The 20,265-nt window shown below is 60.0% G+C and carries 16 protein-coding genes; 10 read left to right on the top strand and 6 right to left on the bottom strand.

Translation table 11 applies throughout. The features are described 5' to 3' along the window. Positions 1–6: 6 nt before the first annotated feature. The 3 genes from fdhF to ACESMW_RS05530 all read left to right on the top strand — a co-directional run bounded on the left by fdhF (position 7) and on the right by ACESMW_RS05530 (position 4,979). Entirely contained in the window at positions 7–2,886 is a 2,880-nt protein-coding gene (gene fdhF / locus ACESMW_RS05540; protein WP_372986064.1) for a formate dehydrogenase subunit alpha, read from the top strand. A 142-nt stretch (positions 2,887–3,028) separates the two neighbouring features. After that, complete coding sequence (locus ACESMW_RS05535) at positions 3,029–4,300, top strand: diguanylate cyclase (protein WP_372986063.1); 1,272 nt, start codon at positions 3,029–3,031, stop codon at positions 4,298–4,300. A gap of 10 nt (positions 4,301–4,310) precedes the next feature. Continuing rightward, positions 4,311–4,979, top strand: a complete 669-nt coding sequence (locus ACESMW_RS05530; protein WP_372986062.1) for a phosphoribosyltransferase — start codon at positions 4,311–4,313, stop codon at positions 4,977–4,979. Here ACESMW_RS05530 and ACESMW_RS05525 read toward each other — a convergent pair. The 6 genes from ACESMW_RS05525 to ACESMW_RS05500 form a co-directional block, all read right to left on the bottom strand. Further along, the gene (locus ACESMW_RS05525) at positions 4,960–7,836 is read right to left on the bottom strand and encodes an EAL domain-containing protein (protein ID WP_372986061.1); all 2,877 of its coding nucleotides are present in this window, start codon (positions 7,834–7,836) and stop codon (positions 4,960–4,962) included. The two genes, ACESMW_RS05530 and ACESMW_RS05525, sit on opposite strands and share 20 nt — an antisense overlap. Positions 7,837–7,950: 114 nt before the next feature. Beyond that, positions 7,951–9,510: an FGGY-family carbohydrate kinase gene (locus ACESMW_RS05520; RefSeq protein ID WP_372986060.1), complete on the bottom strand. Its 1,560-nt coding sequence runs from the start codon at positions 9,508–9,510 to the stop codon at positions 7,951–7,953. Position 9,511: 1 nt separating this feature from the next. Further along, positions 9,512–11,089 carry a glycerol-3-phosphate dehydrogenase/oxidase gene (locus tag ACESMW_RS05515; protein ID WP_372986059.1) on the bottom strand — a complete coding sequence of 526 codons (1,578 nt, stop codon included), beginning with the start codon at positions 11,087–11,089 and terminating at the stop codon, positions 9,512–9,514. 3 nt (positions 11,090–11,092) lie between these two features. Next, complete coding sequence (locus ACESMW_RS05510) at positions 11,093–12,697, bottom strand: FAD-binding oxidoreductase (protein ID WP_372986058.1); 1,605 nt, start codon at positions 12,695–12,697, stop codon at positions 11,093–11,095. A gap of 116 nt (positions 12,698–12,813) precedes the next feature. Beyond that, positions 12,814–13,473: a transglutaminase-like cysteine peptidase gene (locus ACESMW_RS05505; protein WP_372986057.1), complete on the bottom strand. Its 660-nt coding sequence runs from the start codon at positions 13,471–13,473 to the stop codon at positions 12,814–12,816. 8 nt (positions 13,474–13,481) lie between these two features. Beyond that, a complete protein-coding gene (locus tag ACESMW_RS05500; protein ID WP_372986056.1) occupies positions 13,482–14,129 on the bottom strand; it encodes a type II secretion system protein N in 648 nt (215 codons plus the stop codon). A gap of 206 nt (positions 14,130–14,335) precedes the next feature. On the opposite strand from ACESMW_RS05500, the gene gspE reads away from it, so the two are divergent. The 7 genes from gspE to gspK all read left to right on the top strand — a co-directional run bounded on the left by gspE (position 14,336) and on the right by gspK (position 20,263). Continuing rightward, positions 14,336–15,844 carry a type II secretion system ATPase GspE gene (gene gspE, locus ACESMW_RS05495; protein ID WP_372986055.1) on the top strand — a complete coding sequence of 503 codons (1,509 nt, stop codon included), beginning with the start codon at positions 14,336–14,338 and terminating at the stop codon, positions 15,842–15,844. Positions 15,845–15,847: 3 nt separating this feature from the next. Then, positions 15,848–17,059 (top strand): type II secretion system inner membrane protein GspF, encoded by a 1,212-nt coding sequence (gene gspF / locus ACESMW_RS05490; RefSeq protein ID WP_372986054.1) that lies wholly within the window; start codon positions 15,848–15,850, stop codon positions 17,057–17,059. Positions 17,060–17,125: 66 nt separating this feature from the next. Further along, positions 17,126–17,578 carry a type II secretion system major pseudopilin GspG gene (gene gspG, locus ACESMW_RS05485; protein WP_372986053.1) on the top strand — a complete coding sequence of 151 codons (453 nt, stop codon included), beginning with the start codon at positions 17,126–17,128 and terminating at the stop codon, positions 17,576–17,578. A gap of 6 nt (positions 17,579–17,584) precedes the next feature. Beyond that, positions 17,585–18,112 carry a type II secretion system minor pseudopilin GspH gene (gspH, locus tag ACESMW_RS05480; protein ID WP_372986052.1) on the top strand — a complete coding sequence of 176 codons (528 nt, stop codon included), beginning with the start codon at positions 17,585–17,587 and terminating at the stop codon, positions 18,110–18,112. Continuing rightward, the gene (gene gspI / locus ACESMW_RS05475; protein ID WP_372986051.1) at positions 18,112–18,486 is read left to right on the top strand and encodes a type II secretion system minor pseudopilin GspI; all 375 of its coding nucleotides are present in this window, start codon (positions 18,112–18,114) and stop codon (positions 18,484–18,486) included. Before gspH ends, gspI begins: the two co-directional genes overlap by 1 nt. After that, positions 18,486–19,253 carry a type II secretion system minor pseudopilin GspJ gene (gene gspJ, locus ACESMW_RS05470; protein WP_372986050.1) on the top strand — a complete coding sequence of 256 codons (768 nt, stop codon included), beginning with the start codon at positions 18,486–18,488 and terminating at the stop codon, positions 19,251–19,253. The genes gspI and gspJ overlap by 1 nt, the downstream gene beginning before the upstream one ends. Beyond that, entirely contained in the window at positions 19,250–20,263 is a 1,014-nt protein-coding gene (gene gspK, locus ACESMW_RS05465; RefSeq protein WP_372986049.1) for a type II secretion system minor pseudopilin GspK, read from the top strand. Before gspJ ends, gspK begins: the two co-directional genes overlap by 4 nt. The last annotated feature ends 2 nt before the right edge of the window (positions 20,264–20,265 follow it).

Below are 20,265 nucleotides of genomic sequence, written 5' to 3'. Positions count from 1 at the left end.
GCAGCCATGAGCCATCGAAAAACAGCCATGAGCGATGCGACAGCAAGCTTTACCCTGACGCTCGACGACGTTGAAGTTCAGGCCTTCGCCGGTGAAACCCTGTGGCAGGTGGCCAAGCGCGCTGGCGAGACCATTCCGCACCTGTGCTTCAAAGACGCGCCAGGTTACCGGGCTGATGGCAATTGCCGCGCCTGCATGGTGGAGATAGAAGGGGAGCGGGTGCTCGCCGCAAGCTGTATCCGCGAGGCAGCGCCCGGCATGGTTGTGCGCAGTGCGGGCTCCGCCCGTGCCCGGGAGGCCCGCAGGGCGGTGCTGGACCTGCTATTGGCTGACCAGCCTGAACGGGCAAAGAGCCCGGATCGATCGAGCCATCTGTGGAATCTGGCGGATGAATTGGCCATCGATGCCAGCGCCGCGCGACAGCGCCTCCCGGCCCGTTCAGAACGCGACGAGCCCACGGTTCACCATGTTGTGCCGCGGTCAGATTCGCTGGCCCACGCCCGGGGCCATGACACCAGCCATTCCGCCATGAGCGTCAACCTGGACGCCTGCATCACCTGCGGCTTGTGTGAGCGCGCCTGCCGCGAGGTGCAGGGCAACGATGTTATCGGCCTGGCGCACCGCGGCGCTGCGTCCAAGGTCGTGTTTGATTTCGATGACCCCATGGGGGACAGCACCTGCGTTGCCTGCGGCGAATGCGTGCAGGCCTGCCCGACCGGGGCGCTGATGCCCGCCACCCTGATTGATGCCGAGGGCCGCGGAGACTCCGGCGTTGCTGATCGCACCGTTGACTCCGTCTGCCCTTATTGCGGGGTGGGCTGTCAGCTGACCTATCACGTAAAAGAGGAGCCTTCTCAAGCAGCAGAGCAGGGGGAGCGCATTCTCTTTGTCGAAGGCAGAAATGGGCCGTCAAATCAGGGCCGGCTCTGTGTAAAGGGGCGCTTCGGCTTCGATTACCCCGCGCACCCGGCACGGCTTACCCGGCCTCTGATCCGCCGGGAGGGCGTGCCCAAGGGGCTCGACCCTGACTTTGATCCCACCAATCCGTTAACTCACTTTCGCGAGGCAAGTTGGGAAGAAGCACTGGATCTCGCGGCAAGCGGATTAACCCGGCTCAAAACACAGCACGGACCAGATGCGCTGGCCGGCTTCGGCAGCGCCAAGTGCTCCAACGAAGAGGCCTGGCTGTTCCAGAAGCTGGTTCGTACCGGTTTCGGCTCCAACCACGTTGATCATTGTACGCGACTCTGCCACGCCAGCTCTGTGGCGGCGTTGATGGAATGTCTGGGATCTGGCGCAGTCACCGCTTCTTTCATGCAGGCGCTCGAGGCCGATGTGGTAATCCTGACCGGCTGCAACCCGGCGGTGAACCACCCGGTGGCCGCTACCTATTTCAAGCAGGCGGCAAGAAACGGCACCAAACTGATTATCATTGATCCCCGCGGCCAGGCCCTGGATGCCTATGCCTGGCGCAGCGTTCGTTTTTCGCCGGGAGGCGACGTGGCGTTATTCAACGCCATGCTCCATGTGATTATCGATGAGGCACTCTTTGACCAGGCCTACATTGATGCCCATACCGAGGGTTTCGAGGCACTGGCAGCGAGTGTTGCGGATATGTCGCCAGAGGTGATGAGCCCGCTCTGCGGCGTTGAACCACAGGCCATTCGTGAAGTGGCCCGCGCCTACGCCGGCGCCGAAAGGGCGATGATCTTCTGGGGCATGGGCATTTCCCAGCATGTGCACGGCACCGACAACGCCCGCTGCCTGATTTCACTGGCCCTGACATGCGGCCACACGGGCCGGCCCGGCACTGGCCTTCACCCGTTGCGTGGGCAGAACAACGTTCAGGGCGCCTCGGACGCCGGCCTGATCCCCATGGTACTGCCCGATTACCAACCAGTGGGAGACGCCCAGCTGCGCGCCGCCTTCGAGGAACTCTGGGGCACCGAACTTGATCCCGAGCCGGGGCTCACGGTTGTCGAGATTATGAACGCCATTCTGGCGGGGACAATAAAAGGCATGTACATCCTCGGCGAAAACCCTGCGATGTCCGATCCGGATCTGACCCACGCCCGGGCCGCGCTCGCCGCCCTTGAGCACCTGGTGGTGCAGGATCTGTTCGTCACGGAGACTGCCCAGTTTGCCGACGTTATCCTGCCGGCCGCCGCCTGGTCGGAAAAATCAGGCACCGTCACCAACACCAACCGGCAGGTGCAAATGGGCCGTGCCGCGCTGGCGCCGCCGGGAGAGGCAAAGGCCGACTGGTGGATTACCCAGGAGGTGGCCCGGCGTTTCGGGCTGGGTTGGGACTACTCCGGCCCTGAGCAGGTGTTCGCCGAGATGAAACAGGGCATGCACTCACTCGATCATATCTCCTGGGCTCGCCTGGAACGCGAAGGTTCCGTCACCTATCCATGCCCCGCCGACGACGCGCCAGGGCAGGACGTTGTCTTCTCTGATGCCTTCCCACGCGCCGGGGGCCGGGCCAGGTTCTCGCCAACTCGGCCGCTGCCACCGGATGAGCCGGTGGATGAGGCCTATCCGATTGTGTTAACCACCGGGCGATTGCTTGAACACTGGCACACCGGCGCCATGACTCGTCGCAGCCGGGTACTGGACGAGCGAGAACCTGAAGCTGCAGCTTTTCTGGCACCTGCGGAGTTGGGTCGCCTGGGCGTAGCGTCGGGGGATGCAATTGAGATTGCCACCCGGCGCGGCAGCATCACCCTGATGGCACGGGCCGATCAGACCATGCCCGATGGCATGGTGTTCGTACCCTTCGCGTTTGTGGAGGCGGCAGCCAACCTGCTCACCAACCCGGCGCTGGACCCGGATGGGAAGATTCCGGAGTTCAAGTATGCAGCGTGCCGACTGAGGCCAGCGTAACTCTCGTCCCCGTCTGTGCATCCCGTTTTCAGCTACACTTATTAGTCTGAATGTTTGTTGGATTTTCAGGTCGCCGGATTGCGTCCGCCGTTAGCTGTCGGGGAGCGCTGGTTGGCCCGAAATACCAAGTCAGAGGGAAAGGATGCAGCTATCTCCGGAAACCCGCCTCAAGGCCATTCTGGATGGCACAGGTGCAGGCACCTGGGAATGGAACCTTGACACCAACGATGTCATCTTCAACGAGCGTTGGGCGAGCATGTTGGGCTACACGCTCGATGAGCTGGCTCCGGTGACCTTTGGTACCTGGGAGCGTCTGTGTCACCCGGCAGACCTTGCCCTGGCCTGGAAAGCCTTACAGAAGTATCTGGATGGCAAGGGGCCGCAGTTTGAGTGTGTCATCCGGATGCGGCACAAGGACGGCCGATGGCGTCACATCCATACCCGCGGGATGCTGCTCAACGGCACACACACTGAACATCCGCGATGGCTCATGGGGACTCATCTCGATGTGACCGAAGAGAAGGTCACCGAGCACCGGCTATCGCAACTGGCGGAATCCCTTCCTGGCATTATCTACACTTTTGTCATGGAACCGGACGGCCGTTACTACTTCACTTACATGAGCAGAAAGGTCGAGGATTTCTTTGGGATTACCCCGGAGGAAGCCTGTTCGGACGCCGGACTGATTTTCCAGCATATTCACCCTGAGGACCTTCAGGCAGTTCACGACTCCATCGCTGATTCATTCAGCAGTCTGGAACAATGGGAATGCGATTACCGGGTCATCAACAGCGGAATGACAGGTTGGCTTCGGGGCGTGGCGAAGCCGGAGCGCGAGCCGGACGGCAAGGTGGTCTGGCAGGGTATGGTGATAAACATTGACGATGAAAAACGCCTGGAGCTGGAGCTCGAACGACTCTCCGTTACCGATGAGCTTACCGGGCTTTTCAACCGCCGCTACTTCATACGCAAACTGGAAGAGACCGCTGCCCAGCAGGACCGTTATGGTGGCGAGTTTTCCCTGGTTGCAGTGGATCTCGATCACTTCAAGGCAATCAATGACGCCTACGGCCATCCAGTCGGAGACGCGGTCCTGCAGCGTTTTGGTGAGTTGATCCTGCGCCGGGTGCGAAAATCCGACGTGGTAGCCCGGACCGGTGGTGAGGAATTTCTCATACTGATGCCGCAAACGTCCCTGGAGAACGCAGCACAGGTGGCCGAAGACCTCCGGCACGCCATTGAGAACGAGAGCTTTGTCAGTGACGAGAGCCGGGATTTCCGGGTCACCCTGAGTGCCGGGGTCGTCAGTTGCAGGGACGAGGTCGTGACGGTTCGTGATTTGCTTTCAATCTGCGACCGATCCCTTTATCGGGCAAAGCGACAGGGACGCAACCGTGTGATGGTTCATCAATGAGGTGTCAGGGATGGCTGATATGCGCTTCAGGGACAGGAAGGACGCCGGTGCCAGGTTGGCGGAGGTGCTGGCAGATATGGGTATTGAGCCCAACGCCGTGGTTCTGGGGCTCCCCAGGGGAGGTGTTCCCGTCGGGTATGAAATTGCCCGCCAGCTGAACTTGCAACTGGATTTCCTTAACATTCGCAAGCTCGGGGTGCCCTGGCAGCCGGAAGTCGCCATGGGTGCCGTGGGAGAGGACGGTATACCGCACCTGAATTCGGATCTGGTGCGTTCGCTGGCGATCGCCTCGGAGCAGATAAAACGGGTAAGGGATCGGGAGCTGAGCGTCATCCGAGAGCGGAAAAAGGCCTATCGGGGCTATGCGCCAACGGCGGATCTTCAGGGTCGGCAGGTGATTCTGGTCGACGATGGCATCGCAACCGGTGCCACCATGGACCTGGCGATTGAAATGGTCAGAACCGCCGGAGCCAGATCACTGATTGTCGCCATTCCGGCCGCGCCGGAGGGCACGACCGACAAATACGGGGATATAGTGGATCACTGCATCTGCCTGCAGGAGCCGGCAGACTTTAACTATGTCGGCCAGTTCTACCGGAATTTTGACCCGGTGACCGACGAGGAAGTGTGCGAGCTGTTGCGGGCAAGCTTTGAGGCTCTCAATCGGGGAGCGTTGTGACCCCATTGCTTAGCAGGCGCTGAAACGTGGCGGCAGGCATCGGCTTGCCGAGGTGGTAGCCCTGCACTTCATCACAGGCCAGTCTGTCGAGCTGCTCCAGCTGGGATGCATTCTCTACGCCTTCGGCAATGACTTTCAGGCCCAGACTATGGGCCATGCGGATGATCGCAAGCACGACCGACGAATTATTGGGATCCGAGCCCATGTCACGGATGAAGGAGCGATCGATCTTGAGTTTATCCACCGCGAAGCGGTTGAGGTATGCAAGGCTGGAATAGCCAGTGCCAAAGTCATCAATGGCGAGATGGATGTCGCGCTGCTTCAACCCCTTAATGGTGTCAACCACCCGCTTGTGGTCACCAATCAGGATGGATTCCGTCAGTTCGAGCTCCAGGTAACGGCCCTCGAAGCCGGTTTCGTCCAGTATCCCGCCAACCGTGTCACACAGGTCACCCCGCTGGAACTGGATCGCAGAAAGGTTGACCGCCAGGGTGATCGGCGGCATACCCTGATCCATCCAGGCCTTACCCTGCCGGCAGGCTTCCCGCAGTACCCATTCGCCGATCTCCACGATCAGGCCGCTTTCTTCGGCAATCGGGATAAAACGTGACGGGGATACCCATTGCAGCTCGGGGTTGTTCCAGCGCAAGATCGCCTCTGCGCCGATGATTTTGCGCGTGGCAAGGTCCATCTGGGGTTGGTAAAAGACTTCCATTTCCTTTCTTTCCAGCGCCCCCCGCAGCTTCGCCAGCAGATTCTGCCGCTCGAATGCCTTCTCCTGCATGGTGGGATCGAACCGGCGGAAGGTGTTTCTTCCCTCCATCTTGGCAGCGTACATGGCGGTGTCCGCATTGCGGGAGAGCGCCGTGAAGTCATCGCCGTCATCGGGGAACAAGGCCACGCCCATGGAGACGGAGGTCGCCAGGTGGTGCCCGTCTACTTTGAAACTGTTGGCGAATAACTGATGAAGCCTCTCCATTTCATGCACGTAGGCCTTCTCTTCGGGCCCGAGCTTGGCCAACACCATGAACTCATCCCCGGATGCACGGGCAATAACATGGGTTTCCGGGGGTAGAGAGCCCAGACGGCGGGAGACTTCCTTCAGCAGGTTGTCGCCTATGGTATGGCCCAGCGAATCATTGATGTCCTTGAAGTTGTCCAGGTCCAGATAGACCAGGGCGTAGCGACTGCCTCCGGGTCTGGCTTGCGCGAGACGGACGTTGACCAGTTCCTCGAATCGGGCCCGGTTCGGAAGCCTGGTCAAGGGATCGAAATGGGCGAGGAACTCGATTCGGGCCAGGTTGGACTTGCGTTTTGTGATGTCCCGCACGAAGGAGAAAAAGCCCGAGGTGAATGTGCCGTCAAAGACGTGGGCGCTGATTTCCACATCCCGGATACTGCCATCCTTCCGGCGCCAGCGGCTTTCCAGGCGCCCGGAGCCTTCAACCATGACCTGGTCCAGCGAGCGCTCGATGGCTGCGGCGTCCAGGTCGGCTTCCAGGTCACGGATATTCATTCCCAGCAGCTCGGTCTGGCTGTATCCCGTGATCTCCTCTGTCGCACGGTTGACCTGGATGAAGTTTGCTTCGTAGTCCATTACCAGCAGACCATCCATGGCGGCCTGAACCATCAGCTCGTAGTTGGCCTGGGTCCTGCGATGGTCGGTAACATCAGTGGCGATGGCTCCGCTTCCGGATAGCTGGCCGTTTTCATCGAGGATCGGGAAGTGCACGGCCTCGAACATCCTCGGCTCATTCTCGAATTCCACGATATCGGTCACCGTGATCGGCTTGCCCAGTTCCCGTGCCCGCTGGTCCTGGCGGTTGATCGATTTGGCCGCAGTGGGAGGAAAGACATCATATACGCTCTTGCCCAGAATCTGCTGATCTTCCAGTCCGAGCAGCTTGCGGAACGCAGGGTTGGTGAGCGTCACGCGGCCCTCTGCATCCATCAGATAGATGAGCGCCGGCGAATGTTCAATGAAGGTTCTGGTCAGGGATTCGCTGCGGGCAAGCTGTGCGGTACGTTCGGCAACCAGTTCCGAGAGGTGCTCTTCGTGGCGTTTCAGGTCCCGGAACAGAAACTGGTAGGGCCTGATCAGACCGGTCACCAGCACGCCCCGGTAGATCAGGTAGGCAGACACCAGGAGTAAATAATGGCCCAGTTCGTTGGCAAAGCCATAGACACTGACATACCGGGTAAGTGTCAGGGTTGCCAGGATGTTGAATATCAGGGAGGTCTGGATCAGGTAGAAGACCGGTGTGGCGAAGCGACGTCTCTGGCGGTATAGCAGTGCCATGGTGACCGCGAAGATCCCGGCAATGATGTACTCGGAGGTAACCTTGAAGGGGGTCAGTCCGGTGCCTTCCAGGTAGCTGTCCGGAAATATTCCGGAGAATACGGCTAGTCCCAGAATCACGGCGGCCGCGCCAAAGACCGCGAACGGTAACATCAGGCTGATACGCCACCTCACCGCCATCACCCCGATCAGGAAAGCAACTGCTTCGAGGTAGCGGAAGGCAATCCACAACTGGGTCGGCAGATTACCGTCATCCTCGGGGAATATGCCGATGCCCTTGTAGCCGATGGTATGAAGGAGCTCAAGGGATGCGATGAAAATAGCGGCTGTGCCGATAACTCCGAGAAAGCTGTTGGTGGCCCAGTGCCGGGTGTGCCAGGCAAGTGCGAACAGCCCTGCCAGCACGACAATACGGAGCATCTCTACGAGGGTATGGAAGAGCAGAAAATCGTTACGGGCAATCAGGTGCAGGGAGAGCAGGACAACAACAAGCCCGACGACTTGCGGCAGGGCAATCGGCAGGTCGGTTTTTGGGGCTTGGCTCTGGTACCGTGACATGGGCCTTCTGCAATCAGACTTTCAAGGGTTCAAGTCTATACCACTGCGACATTTTCGGCTCGGGTCTGATGGAAATTACTGACCTCCGGAGACCATGGCCAGTGCTGTGAATTATCAGTGGGGATAGCCCGTTATGTCACGAATTTTTCGGTAGATGGGCTGCAAACGCGGGTACATGTCCAGGTACACCTCGGAATAGAGCCGGTTATACAGCGCATGGGTTTCCGGATCGGGCTGGAAGCTGTCGCCAACGCGGGTCATGGCAGAGACGGCGGTTTCAAAGTCCGGGTGCAGGCCCAGCCCCACGGCCGCGTCGATGGCGGCGCCCAGGCCTGACGTTTCGTAGGTGTGGGGTCGCTCAGCGGGCAGGCCGAAAATATCCGCAGTCAGTTGCATGGCCGCATCGCTCTGGGAACCGCCCCCGGCAACGCGAAGCCGGCGGATGGGTACGCCACTGCGCTTCTCAATCCGCTCCTTGCCCTCGCGCAGGGCGTAGGCCAGGCCCTCCAGGATCGCCCGGTAGATGTGTGCCCGGGTATGCACGTCCCCGAAACCGATGATGGCACCCTTGGCTTCCGGCCCGGGTTGGCGGACACCAGGCGACCAGTAGGGTTGCAGCATGAGCCCCATGGAGCCGGGAGGCACATCGCGCACCAACTCATCGAAGAGGATTTCCGGTTCAATGCCTTGCTGTTCGGCAATTTTCCGCTCCCTCAGACCGAACTCCCGCTTGAACCAGCTGACCATCCAGAATCCACGATAGATCATCACCTCCGTGGAATAATGCCCGGGCAGGGCGGCCGGATAGGGCGGCATCAGGCGCACAGGCTCCACGTAACGCGGGCTCGTGGTATTGATGGTTGCCGTTGTGCCGTAGCTCATGCAGCCAATGTCCGGGGTCAGACCGCCGGACCCCAATACCTCACAGGCCTTGTCCGATGCCGCTGCAATGACGGGGAGTCCCTCGGGCACGCCGAGGTGCCGGGCGGCCTCCGGGAGCAGGGCGCCGAGCGTGTCACCGGGGGACACCAGTTCCGGTAGCTGCTCGGGAGTGATCGGCATGGTCTGCCATTTGAAATCACGTTTGCCCGCCCAGCGGTGCTTTTTGTAGTCAAATGGCAGATAACCGACCTGGCTGCCGGTTGAATCCCGGTATCTGCCGGTCAGGCGAAAGTTGAGGTAGCCAGAAAGCAGCAGGAATTTGTGGGTTTTCGCCCAGATTTCTGGCTGGTTCTGGACGATCCAGTTGGCCTGGGTTTTCTCGCGAAAGCGGGCAATGGTGTCTTCCAGACGGGCCAGTTTGAACAGCCAGCCCCAGGGACCTCTGATTGGCCCGTCAACCCGGGCGTGACGCTGATCGAGCCAGATGATGGCCGGGCGCAAGGGACGGCAGTCACGATCCACGTTGATGACTGTGCCCCGCTGGCTGGTGACGGTGACGCCGGCCACCTGTTCCGGGCTGGCATCGGTGCTTTGCCAGAGCCTGTTGCAGGCTGCCCCGAGGCTCTCCCAGAAATAATCCGGATTCTGCTCGGCCCAGCCGGGTTGTTCCGAGAAATAGGGCTCGATTTCCTGCTTGCCCTTGCCAACGAGGTTGCCCTGGGTGTCGAACAGCAGGGCCCGGACACTCTGGGTGCCGTTATCGATGGCCAGGATAAGTGGTGTATCGCTCATGTCAGGCCTCACCCTCCGGCAGGCTGTAGGCCTGCGCATACAGCTTGAGGTAGCGTTTTTCTTCCTGCTCCCATTGTTGGTCGGACCAGCCAAGCAGCGGCTGACAATGGCGCGTTATCTCTGGCAGCAGCTCCGCCGCGCCGCCGGGAACCACCAGGCCGAGGCGGGTCCGGCGCAGCAGCAGGTCGTCGAGATGGACAACCTGCTCATGTTCGCAGGCCCAGGCGAGCTCTGCCCAAAGCACTCCGGTATGGCCAATGGGCCCGAGATTGGTAGCCGCAACAAGGGCCTGGGCGTTGGCGCCATACCAGCCCTGCAGGCGCTGCCAGGTCAGGAATGGTATCCCGGCCGGTCGCTTTGTGGGCGCCGGCCGGGTGAATACCGGACTGGAATCGGGGCGTAGAAGGTTCCGGCGCTTCTCGCCGAGGCCGAGTTCAAGTGCCTCCCGGGCAATGCGCCGGAAGGTCGTGAGCTTGCCGCCGGCAATGCTGACCAGACCGTTATCCTCACGCAACACATGCTCCCGGCTTTCCTTTGACTCGGCCTTACCGGACCCATCGGTCACCACGGGGCGTACGCCGGCCCACGTGGACAAAATATCGTTACGGTCCAGGCCAGCCGAAGGGAAAAGCCGCCCGGCAATAGTCATCAGGTAGTCCACTTCTTCCGGGGTAATGCCGGGCTCACGGTTAAGATCTCCGTTGTGATCGAGATCGGTGGTGCCAAGTACCGTGGTTCCTGCCCAGGGAAAAGCAAACACCGGCCTCCGGTCTTCCGGATGCAGCAGAGAGACGGCACAGGACACCGGCAACCGGCGCCAGGGCACCACCAGGTGGCTTCCCCGTAGTGGCCGTATTTCCAGAGGTTTTGTGGTGTTTGCCTGTTTTTGAAGCACCGAGGCCCAGGCGCCCGTGGCGTTGATGACCAGAGGTGTTTTGACCGTCACTGTATGTCCGTCTTCGGTATCCACCAGCTCAATACCGCTGATCCGGCCTTCGTGCCGGCGCAGGGTTCTGGCCTCGGTGTAGTTCAGGCAGACTGCGCCGTCCCGCCGGGCCTCGTCCAGGATGCGAAGCACCAGGCGGGCATCGTCGGTCACGCCATCCAGGAACAGGCTGGCACCGTTCAGGCACTTTGGGGTGAGTCCGGGCACCCATTGCAGGGCTTCCTGATGATTCAGGTAGCGCCGGGTTCTGACGCCGGCAATGCGATCGTAGATGCCAAGCAACAGCTGAAATAGCTTCGGGCCGGGAAAGTTTTTCCGGAAATGGGGCATAACAAACGGGAGTGGGTCCACCAGCCCCGGTGCCTCTTGCATCAGGCGCTGTCGCTCGGTTACCGATTCCCGGGTTAATCGGATTTTTCCGCTGCCCAGATAGCGGAGGCCTCCGTGGACCATCTTGGAAGACCGGCTGGATGTGCCCCAGGCGAAGTCTTTCTGTTCCACCAGCAAGGTCCGGAGCCCGCTGCCCGCAGCTTCCCGGGCAACCCCGGTACCGGTGATTCCGCCCCCGACCACAACCACATCGAATTCCGGATTGGCGGTGGCCAGATCTGCAAGGCTTCCCTTTCTGGCCATGGTTTACTCCACCAGTGTCTTGGGGTTGAGCAAGGCGTCGGGATCAAATTGGTGACACAGGGTCCGGATGGCCTCCATCCCCAGCTCGCCTTTTTCGACCGGAAGGTAGGGCGCATGATCCTTGCCGACGCCATGTTGATGACTGATCGTGCCGCCATTGTTGACGATCAGTTCGGAGGTTGAATGCTTCAATTTCTGCCAGCGTTGCAGGGTTTGCTCGTAGTTGTCACCGACGCGGAACACGTATGTGGTGTAGATGCTGCAGCCCTGGCCGTAGAAATGGGAGAGGTGAGTGAACACGTGGGTTCGTTCCTGCTCGTCTGAAAGGCCTTCACGAAGATTGGATTCGATCAGGTGCATCAGGTTGTCCACGTTCGACCAGTCAGTGGCGGTTTCCAGGGTGTCCACCGCATAGCCGATTTGCCAGAGGGCCTCGCGCAGATAGGGCATGGTGAAGCGTTTTTCGGCCCACTTTTCACCCATCCGGGTGCCGGTGTAGATGCCGGAATATTCCTTGCAGACAGCCCTGACCTGGCTCAGTGCGGCCTTGCACTGGCGCTGGGTGCCGGTAACTCCGAAGGTCATCATGCATTTGCCCTGGCCCGCTCCGCGGAACGCCAGGAAACGCTCAAGAAGACCGATCAGGGCCGGGTGTCCGGCCAATGCCAGCTGGGTTTCGGTTTCCACCGGGTTACTCAGGCGCAGCATGGACAGTTGCGTTCGTTGCTGGACCAGCTTCCGGCAGGCGGTGCGGGCACTGTCCCAGTCGGGAAAGAAGGCTACATGGAAGCTTTCATGTTCCGCCAGTTCGCTGACCCGGACTTTCACCTCGGTAATGATGCCCATGCGGCCTTCCGAGCCCAGGATCATTTCCCGGATGTCCGGGCCGGCGCTGGAGGCCGGGACTGTGGGTATTTCCAGGGTGCCCTTGAGCGTTTCGATACGGCCACCGGCAAACATCTGCTCGATCCGGCCGTAGCGCAGGGACTGCTGGCCGCTGGAACGGGAAGCCACCCAGCCGCCGATGGTGGAGAGTTCGAAGGACTGGGGAAAGTGGCCGAGGGTATAGCCATGGGCACGAAGCTGGGATTCCACCAAGGGGCCGGGAGTGCCGGCACCAAAGGTCGCGATCTGACTTTCCCGGTCCAGATCGGTCAGCTGGTTCATGTTGGCAAGGCTCACAGTCAACACCGGCTTGCCGGTGTCTGCCGGATTGATGTGGCCGGCGACGCTGGTTCCACCACCATAGGGGATCAACTGAATCCCGTGCTGTCGCGAATAGCTGAGTATTGCCTGGATATCATCATTGGTGCGGGGCAGGGCAACGCCGTCCGGGAATCGGCCAATGTCGCCGCTACGCATCGCCAGCCAGTCCGGCAGGCTCTGACCCCGGGCGTGGCGGACCCGGGCTTCCGGCGTGAGGTCGATCAGTTGCTGGATATCCGGGCCGGGGGCGAGCCGGGATTCGGGAACACCGGCACAGACAGCCTCGAGAGTTGTGTCACTCAAGGGCTGTCCCTGCCCGATACGTCCACCGAGAAAGGCCTGACCTTCCCTGGGTAGCTCAAGTGAAAACTGGTCGTCGCCCCAGCCGTTCCAGCGTCTCATGCAGTACTCCGTCTGAATCCTTGGTTGGTCTGGCATTCTAGCGCTTCAGGTCTGCCCGTCATTGTCGGGTGACGACATTCGGGGTGTCATTTGCCGCCATTCCATTGTCGGGGGTATCAGGGCCGGAGGGACTGGTCCAGGCGTTTGTTGAGTTCTTTCCAGCGCGAGAGTTTTTCGGATTCCCCCGCTCGCGTCTGCTCGCCGCCGGATTTATTGAGCCAGAGGCCCTCTCCGTTGAAGCTGTAAACCGGTTCCAGATCAGTGCGTTCTGAAGCAGGTTTAATGTCATTTATAAGGTTATCAAGAATCAGCGGATCGGCATCCGGCTCGGGGTACCAGGCCAGAACCATGTGTGCCTGGTTCAGTTCGAGTGCTTTTACATAAACGATCCGAAGCTGGCTGTCGGGGACGCCCATGGACTTGAGGGTGAGGTATTTTGCAATGGAAAAATCCTCGCAGTCCCCAGCGTTCGTGGTCAGCAGTTCAATCGGGGTTGCCCAGTAATCCTCTTCTCCCCAGTGCCGGATATCACTGACAAAATTGACCCGGTTGAAGAACGAGTTGACCAGCCGGAGCTGACGGTCGATTGGCGCATTGGTGGCCAGGTCGTGCAGCCGCTGCCAGTCTTCCAGGCGTTGGTGGGCCTCCTGGCCAAACTCCTGAAGCACATAGTTCATCAGGCGGTTGCCCAGCTCCAGGGCACTGACCAACGAGACAGCAAGCAGCAGGGGGACCCAGCCGGAGCGGCGGCACAGTCCTGGCGCTGCCGTGGTCATGGCTGGACCTAGTTGTTGTTCCGGAGGCGTTCCCGGAGCTGTTCGAGACGCCGGCGGATTTCCTCACGCCGTTGCTCATCGGCGCTCGGGGTGGTGGGCGAGTTGGCGGTCTGGGACGAACCGGAGGCTGCCGTATCGGCTTGCTCGGCCTGGTCGTCAGCAGTGAAGGACATGCCGGAGCGATTGGCCTCTTCGGGGAAGTACAGATTCTCCAGCTTGCCGGAGCGTTCGATAATCACCCGGTTAGGGAATACGGACCGCAGGGTGGCATTGCCGGGGAGTTCGTCCCCCACCAGGTAGACTTCGGTCTTGCTCTTGTCGTCCTCGATCAGCGCGCTGCCGGGAAATTCACCACTGGCGGCAAGCACACCGCGCAGGAACAGCCTGAGATTGGTCTCGGGCAGGTTTTCGGTATCAAGTTCGGCAGGCTCGCTATCGGCGTTCGGGGAACCAAACAAGGTGAGGGCTGCCAAATCCACATCGGGAACATCCCGGGCACCCGGCAGGGATTGTTGAGCGGGCTGGCCGTTGGCAGAGAGGGTCGGCTGGCGTTCTGTCTGCCAGAACCGGTATCCCTGCCAGGCGGTAACGGCCAGCATGGCTGCTCCAGCAACCGTCGCGAGAACCATGGGGAGCCGTGGGTGAATTGACAGCATCGATCATCCTGAGTGCTTGGTGGGCCATTAAAAGGCCCACAGGTTATCAGACTGCAACGTTTTAGTGGCAGTATAGTGTATAGAGTTATTCAGCGGGTCCATATCCTGTGGTAGCCTTTCTGAATTAGTTGAATCAAAAAGGGTTTCCGGGCCAATGAGGCTTGGATTGCCGACAAGAAGATTGCCTGACGAAAACGAGGACGACCTTGACCACCGAGACCGAAGTTCAGCCGCAGGATGCTCCGCTGGGACGTCTTCCGTTTACCTTCGCCAAGCGCAACGGGGTGATCCTGACACGTTCCGAAGACGGTGAGCCGATCATCCTGGTACGTCCTGGTGCGTCCCACTCGGCGGTTGCGGAGGCCAATCGTCTCAGCGGTGGCCGGGCCAGGTTCTCCGCCATCGATCCCGCGCGCTTCGATCAGGCGCTGAACGCGGCCTACCAGAGTGATTCCGCTGAAGCCATGCAGATGGTTGAGGGTATCGGCGATGACATGGACCTCGCGTCCCTGGCGGATTCGGTGCCGGAGACCGAAGACCTGCTGGAACAGGAAGACGATGCCCCGATTATCCGGCTGATCAATGCCATTCTGACCGAAGCCGTGAAGACCAACGCCTCGGACGTTCATATCGAGACCTACGAAAAGCAACTGGTGGTGCGCTTCCGGATCGATGGTGTGTTGAGAGAAGTGGTGCAGCCCAAGCGGGCGCTGGCGCCGTTGCTGGTATCCCGGATCAAGGTCATGGCCAAGCTCGATATCGCCGAGAAACGGATTCCCCAGGACGGCCGGATAGCCCTGCGAGTGGCCGGTCGGGAAGTGGATATCCGGGTCTCCACCATGCCATCCTCCAGTGGTGAGCGGGTGGTACTGCGCCTGCTGGACAAACAGGCCGGCTCAATTCGCCTGGAATCGCTCGGTATGGCCGGGCGGGATCTCAAGGTTCTCCGCAAACTGATCTATCGTCCCTATGGCATCCTGCTGGTGACCGGTCCTACCGGCTCCGGTAAATCCACCACGCTGTATGCGTCGCTGCAGGAGATCAACGACCGCAGCCGGAACATTCTCACCGTTGAGGATCCCATCGAGTACAACCTGCCCGGTATCGGCCAGACCCAGGTCAATACCAAGGTGGACATGACGTTCGCCCGGGGCTTGAGGGCGATCCTGCGCCAGGACCCGGACGTGGTCATGATCGGTGAGATCCGGGACCTGGAAACCGCCGAGATCGCGGTGCAGGCCAGTCTGACCGGTCACCTGGTGCTTTCGACCCTGCACACCAACACGGCGGTCGGTGCCATTACCCGTCTGATGGACATGGGAATCGAACCCTTCCTGATTTCCTCGAGTCTGGTGGGCATTGTCGCCCAGCGCCTGGTTCGCGTGCTTTGCCGGGAATGCCGGGAGCCCTACACGCCGAGCGAGGAGCATTGCGAGTTCCTGCAGCAGGACCCGGCCAATCCACCGACGATTTATCGCGCCAAAGGCTGCGAACACTGCAACCAACTGGGCTACCGGGGACGTATCGGTATCTATGAGGTGGTGGAGATCAACGAGGAAATTAGCTCGCTCATCCACAAACGCGCCGGTGAGCTTGAGATGGAAAAAGAAGCACGCAAGGGCGGTCCGAGCATCCATGCCGATGGGGTTCAGAAAATTCTTGATGGCGTCACCACGGTGGAAGAGGTTCTCCGTGTAACCCACCGGAGCCAGTAAGCCATGCCAGCATACGAATACAAGGCTCTGGATGCCCGAGGCAAACAGAAACAGGGTGTACTTGAGGCCGATGCCCCCAGGGCTGTGCGCCAGCAACTCCGTGAAAAGGGATTGACGCCGCTGGCGGTTGAGCCGGCGGTGGAAAAACAGCGCCGGGCCAGTCCGCTCAGTGGCCGGGGGTCACTGACTGCCTCCGATCTTGCGCTGGTGACCCGTCAGCTGGCGACGCTGATCCAGTCCGGTATACCGGTGGAGCAATCGCTCAGTGCAGCAGCACAGCAATCCGCGAGGCCACGGATCCGCAGCATGCTCATCGCAATCCGGGCCAAAGTCATGGAGGGCTATAGCCTCGCAGACAGCCTGGGCGAATTCCCGAAAGCGTTTCCCCGCCTCTACCGCTCCACCGTTGCCGCGGGCGAGCATGCCGGGCACCTGGACCTGGTGCTGAATCGCCTGGCCGATTACACCGAGAACCGGCAGGAAGCCCGTCAGAAAATCCAGCTGGCGGCGATTTACCCCATCATTCTCAGCTTCGTTGCCATTGCCATCGTGGTCTTCCTGCTGACCTATGTGGTTCCGGACATCATCGAGGTGTTCCTGAAACAGGGCCAGGAGCTGCCGGCACTAACCATGGCCATGCTGGCCATGTCGGAATTTCTCGGCACTTATGGTGTCTATCTTCTGATCATTCTGGTTGTGGCGCTGGTCAGTTTCCGAGTGGCCTTGCGCAAACCCGGTTTCCGGAAGCGGTTTCACAAGCGGTTACTCCATCTGCCACTGGTTTCCGGCATGGTGCGGGGGGTGAATACCGCCCGTTATGCCAGTACCCTGAGCATCCTCACCACCAGTGGTGTGCCGTTGGTGGAAGCCATGCGAATCGCTGGTGAGGTGTTATCCAACGATTACCTTCGGGAACGGCTACGGGATGCCGCCCGCAAGGTGAGCGAAGGCGGGTCGTTACACAGATCACTGGATCAGACCGGCTACTTCCCGCCGATGATGCTGCACATGATTGCCAGCGGTGAGGCCAGTGGCGAACTTGATAGCATGCTGGAACGAACAGCCCGGATGCAGGAAAACACCCTGCAGTCCAAGATTGCAGCCATTGTCGGCCTGTTTGAGCCGATGATGCTGCTGGTCATGGGTGTGGTGGTTCTGATTATCGTGTTGGCAATCATGCTGCCGATCCTGAATATGAGCAACCTGGTTGGCTGACATCCGGGCCCGGGGCCCGGCAGTTCTATTCCGGGAAAGGAATCCATAGCAACGACGAGTGAGAAAATGACGAGCAAGACTATGCACAAACGTTTCACACAGCGCGGTTTCACCCTGATTGAAATCATGGTGGTCATGGTGATCCTCGGCCTGCTGGTGGCGATCGTGGCCCCCAACATCATGGGCCGGAGCGACCAGGCCAAAGTCACCATTGCCGAGACACAGCTCAAGAACATCCAGAGTGCTCTCGACCTGTATCGGCTGGACAACAGCCACTATCCCTCTACTCAGCAAGGGCTGGAAGCCCTCGTGTCCAGGCCCAGTGGCAGCCCGGAGCCCAAGAACTGGAACCCGGACGGCTATCTCAAAAGTGTTCCGGAAGATCCCTGGGGTAACCAGTTCCAGTACGTGAGTCCCGGCACTGAAGGCCCTTACGATCTGTATTCCTATGGTGCCGACGGTCAGGAAGGCGGTGATGACGCCGCCGCAGATATCAGTGTCTGGAAGACCAAAGGCTGATCGGCTGTGCAGCACAGGACAACGCAAAGCGGCTTTACGCTAATCGAAATTCTCGTTGTCCTGATCGTGGTGGGTCTGCTTGCCTCCCTGGCGGTATTCACCCTGGGAGGCAGTTCCCAGCAGAGGGAGCTGGAAAATGAGGTCCGGGAGCTTTATCTCCTAATGCAGACCGCCTCCGAACAGGCGGTGCTCAACAATCTCGAGATGGGAGTCAGGCTGGAAGAGGGTGGTTACCAGTTCGTGGCCTTCCAGGACCGAAACGCCGAGTGGAAAGCTTCCGGCGAAAGGATTTTCCAGCCCAGGGCGTTCCCGGATTGGCTGGTGGCGACCGAATACATTGAGAATGATGCCCCCAGGCTGGCGTCCGACGAGGATCGCCAGCTGCCCGATATCGTGTTTTTTTCCAGTGGTGAAACCACGCCCTTCCAGATCGAGTTTACCGTGGGCTCGGACACCGACTACATGCATGTGCTGGAGTCTGACGGAGTCACCGGAATCCATTGGCGCAAACCCGGCTCAGAGGACGAGCTCTGATGGAACGCTCCCGCGGTTTTACCCTCATTGAGGTTCTGGTTGCGTTGCTCGTTTTCGGCCTGATTGCCACCGCGGCCGCCGAAGTGGGCAGCCAGTATATTTCCAGCTTCGAACGAATCAGGGACAAGACCCTGGCCGGATGGATCGCGGACAATCGCATCAACGCTATCCGACTCCAGGAAGAGCTTCCCGGCATCTCCGAGAATTCCACCGACACGGATTATGGGCCTTTCCGGTGGCAGGTAACGACAGCGGTGAAAGCCACGGCGGAACCCAGTATGCGCCGGATCGAGGTGTCGGTAGCCAAGTACACAGACGAGCGAAGTGATCCGGTGCCACTTCACACGCTGTCGGCATTTGTGGGGGAACAGTGATGCGCCAGTCCGGCTTCACCCTCATGGAAGTGCTGATTGCGGTAACCATCACCGCAGTGATTGGCCTCGGTGTCTGGCAGGTCATCAATGGTGTGGTCAATTCCAGGGACCGGGTCAATGAGCTGGCCGGAGAGTTCGACCGCATCCAGCGCGCCATGCTCCTCCTGGAGCGGGATATCACCCAGGTAGTGAATCGTTCCGCCCGGGATGTGTATGGTGACTTCCAGCCTGCACTGACCAGCCGCGAGGAAGGGTATGCTTTGTTGCTGACCCGTCAGGGCTGGCGTAATCCGCTTGGACTGCGGCGCAGCGGATTGCAGAGAGCGGGCTGGGAATACACCGGCACTGAGCTCTTTCGCCGTTACTGGCCCACGGTGGACCAGGGCCAGGAAGACAACAGCGAGAATGTTCTGCTTCTCGAGGACATTACCGCCTTTGAGGTGCGTTTCATGAACAGTGAACGCAGCTGGCAGGAAGACTGGCCATCGGACGATGACCTGGCTGGCCTGAACCCCGGGGACCGCCCGGAATTCCCGTTTCCCCTCGGTATTGAAGTCACCATAGAGCACGAGCGGTTTGGCGAGCTGGTCCGTACCTTTGCCCTGCCGGACTTTGATCCGGCGGCAGCTCAGGGCCTGGTCAACCAGGTTAACGAGGCGGCCACGGAAACAGACGAGGAAGAAGAGGACGAACAACAACCCGAACAGCCAGGGCAGCCGCAACCAGGCCAGGAAACCACTACCCAGCAGGGTGGAGCTGCGGGATGATGTTGTTTCGGGATCGCTCATTCGGAAACCGGCAGCGCGGTGTTGCTCTGGTGATGGTGCTGCTGGCAATGGCCCTGGTGGTGATGCTTGCCTCAGGCATGACCCAGCAACTCAATATCCGTGTCTTCCAGGCCGGGCATTACCTGGCCCAGCAGCAGGGGCAGAGCATCGCCCTGGGTGCCGAGGCGTTCGCCCGGCGAATCCTGGTCCGGGATTTCGAGGAGGACAAGGAAGATGGAGCGATGGTCGACAGTCTCGATGAGTTCTGGGCGATGAACGCGGCTATCCTTCCCCTCGATGATGGCAACAGTGTGGTTGAAGTGCAGATTGATGATCTGGGTGGCCGGTTCAATCTGAACGATTTGGTCACGCCGGCCGGGCAGGTGGACACCCTCGCCAAGGATCGGTTTACCCGACTTCTTATGGTTCTGGGGGTCTCCAGCATTAACGCGGATGCCCTGATCGACTGGATCGACAGCAATGACCAGACTATCAGTGCCTATGGCGCCGAAGATGGCCAGTACCTGATGGCCGACCCCGGTTACCGGGCTGGTAACCAGCCGTTTGTTGACGTTACTGAGTTGCGGCTGATCGAGGGCATGACCGAGGAAATCTACCAGGCTTTGCGGCCCCATGTCGCTGCGCTACCGGTCAGTGGCGCGGGAATCAACGTTAACACCGCGACTGGTCCCGTGCTGCAATCCCTGCACGAGGAATTATCCGAGGCGGCGATTGCCTCCGTCCTGGAAAAACGGGAAGAGGAAGCCTTCGGGAATCTTCAGGATTTCCTCGCCTTACCGGAGTTTGCCGGCCTCGGGCTCAAGACCACAGGGCTGACCCTGCAAACCCGTTTTTTTGAAGTTGTTTCAAGGATTACCTACGATAATCGTGTTGTTAATATGGTCAGCACCGTTTTCCGTAACGGGGAAGGTGAGGTCCGGACGGTTCACAGGGATACCGGACAGAAAAACCGAATTACCAAAGAGCCGTTTACCATTTCAGAAGGATAGCC

Source organism: Marinobacter sp., from assembly GCF_041690455.1.
In the GTDB taxonomy this organism is placed as follows: domain Bacteria; phylum Pseudomonadota; class Gammaproteobacteria; order Pseudomonadales; family Oleiphilaceae; genus Marinobacter.
The sequence above is the reverse complement of the archived record's forward strand: the minus strand, read 5'-3'. Positions and strand labels throughout refer to the sequence as shown.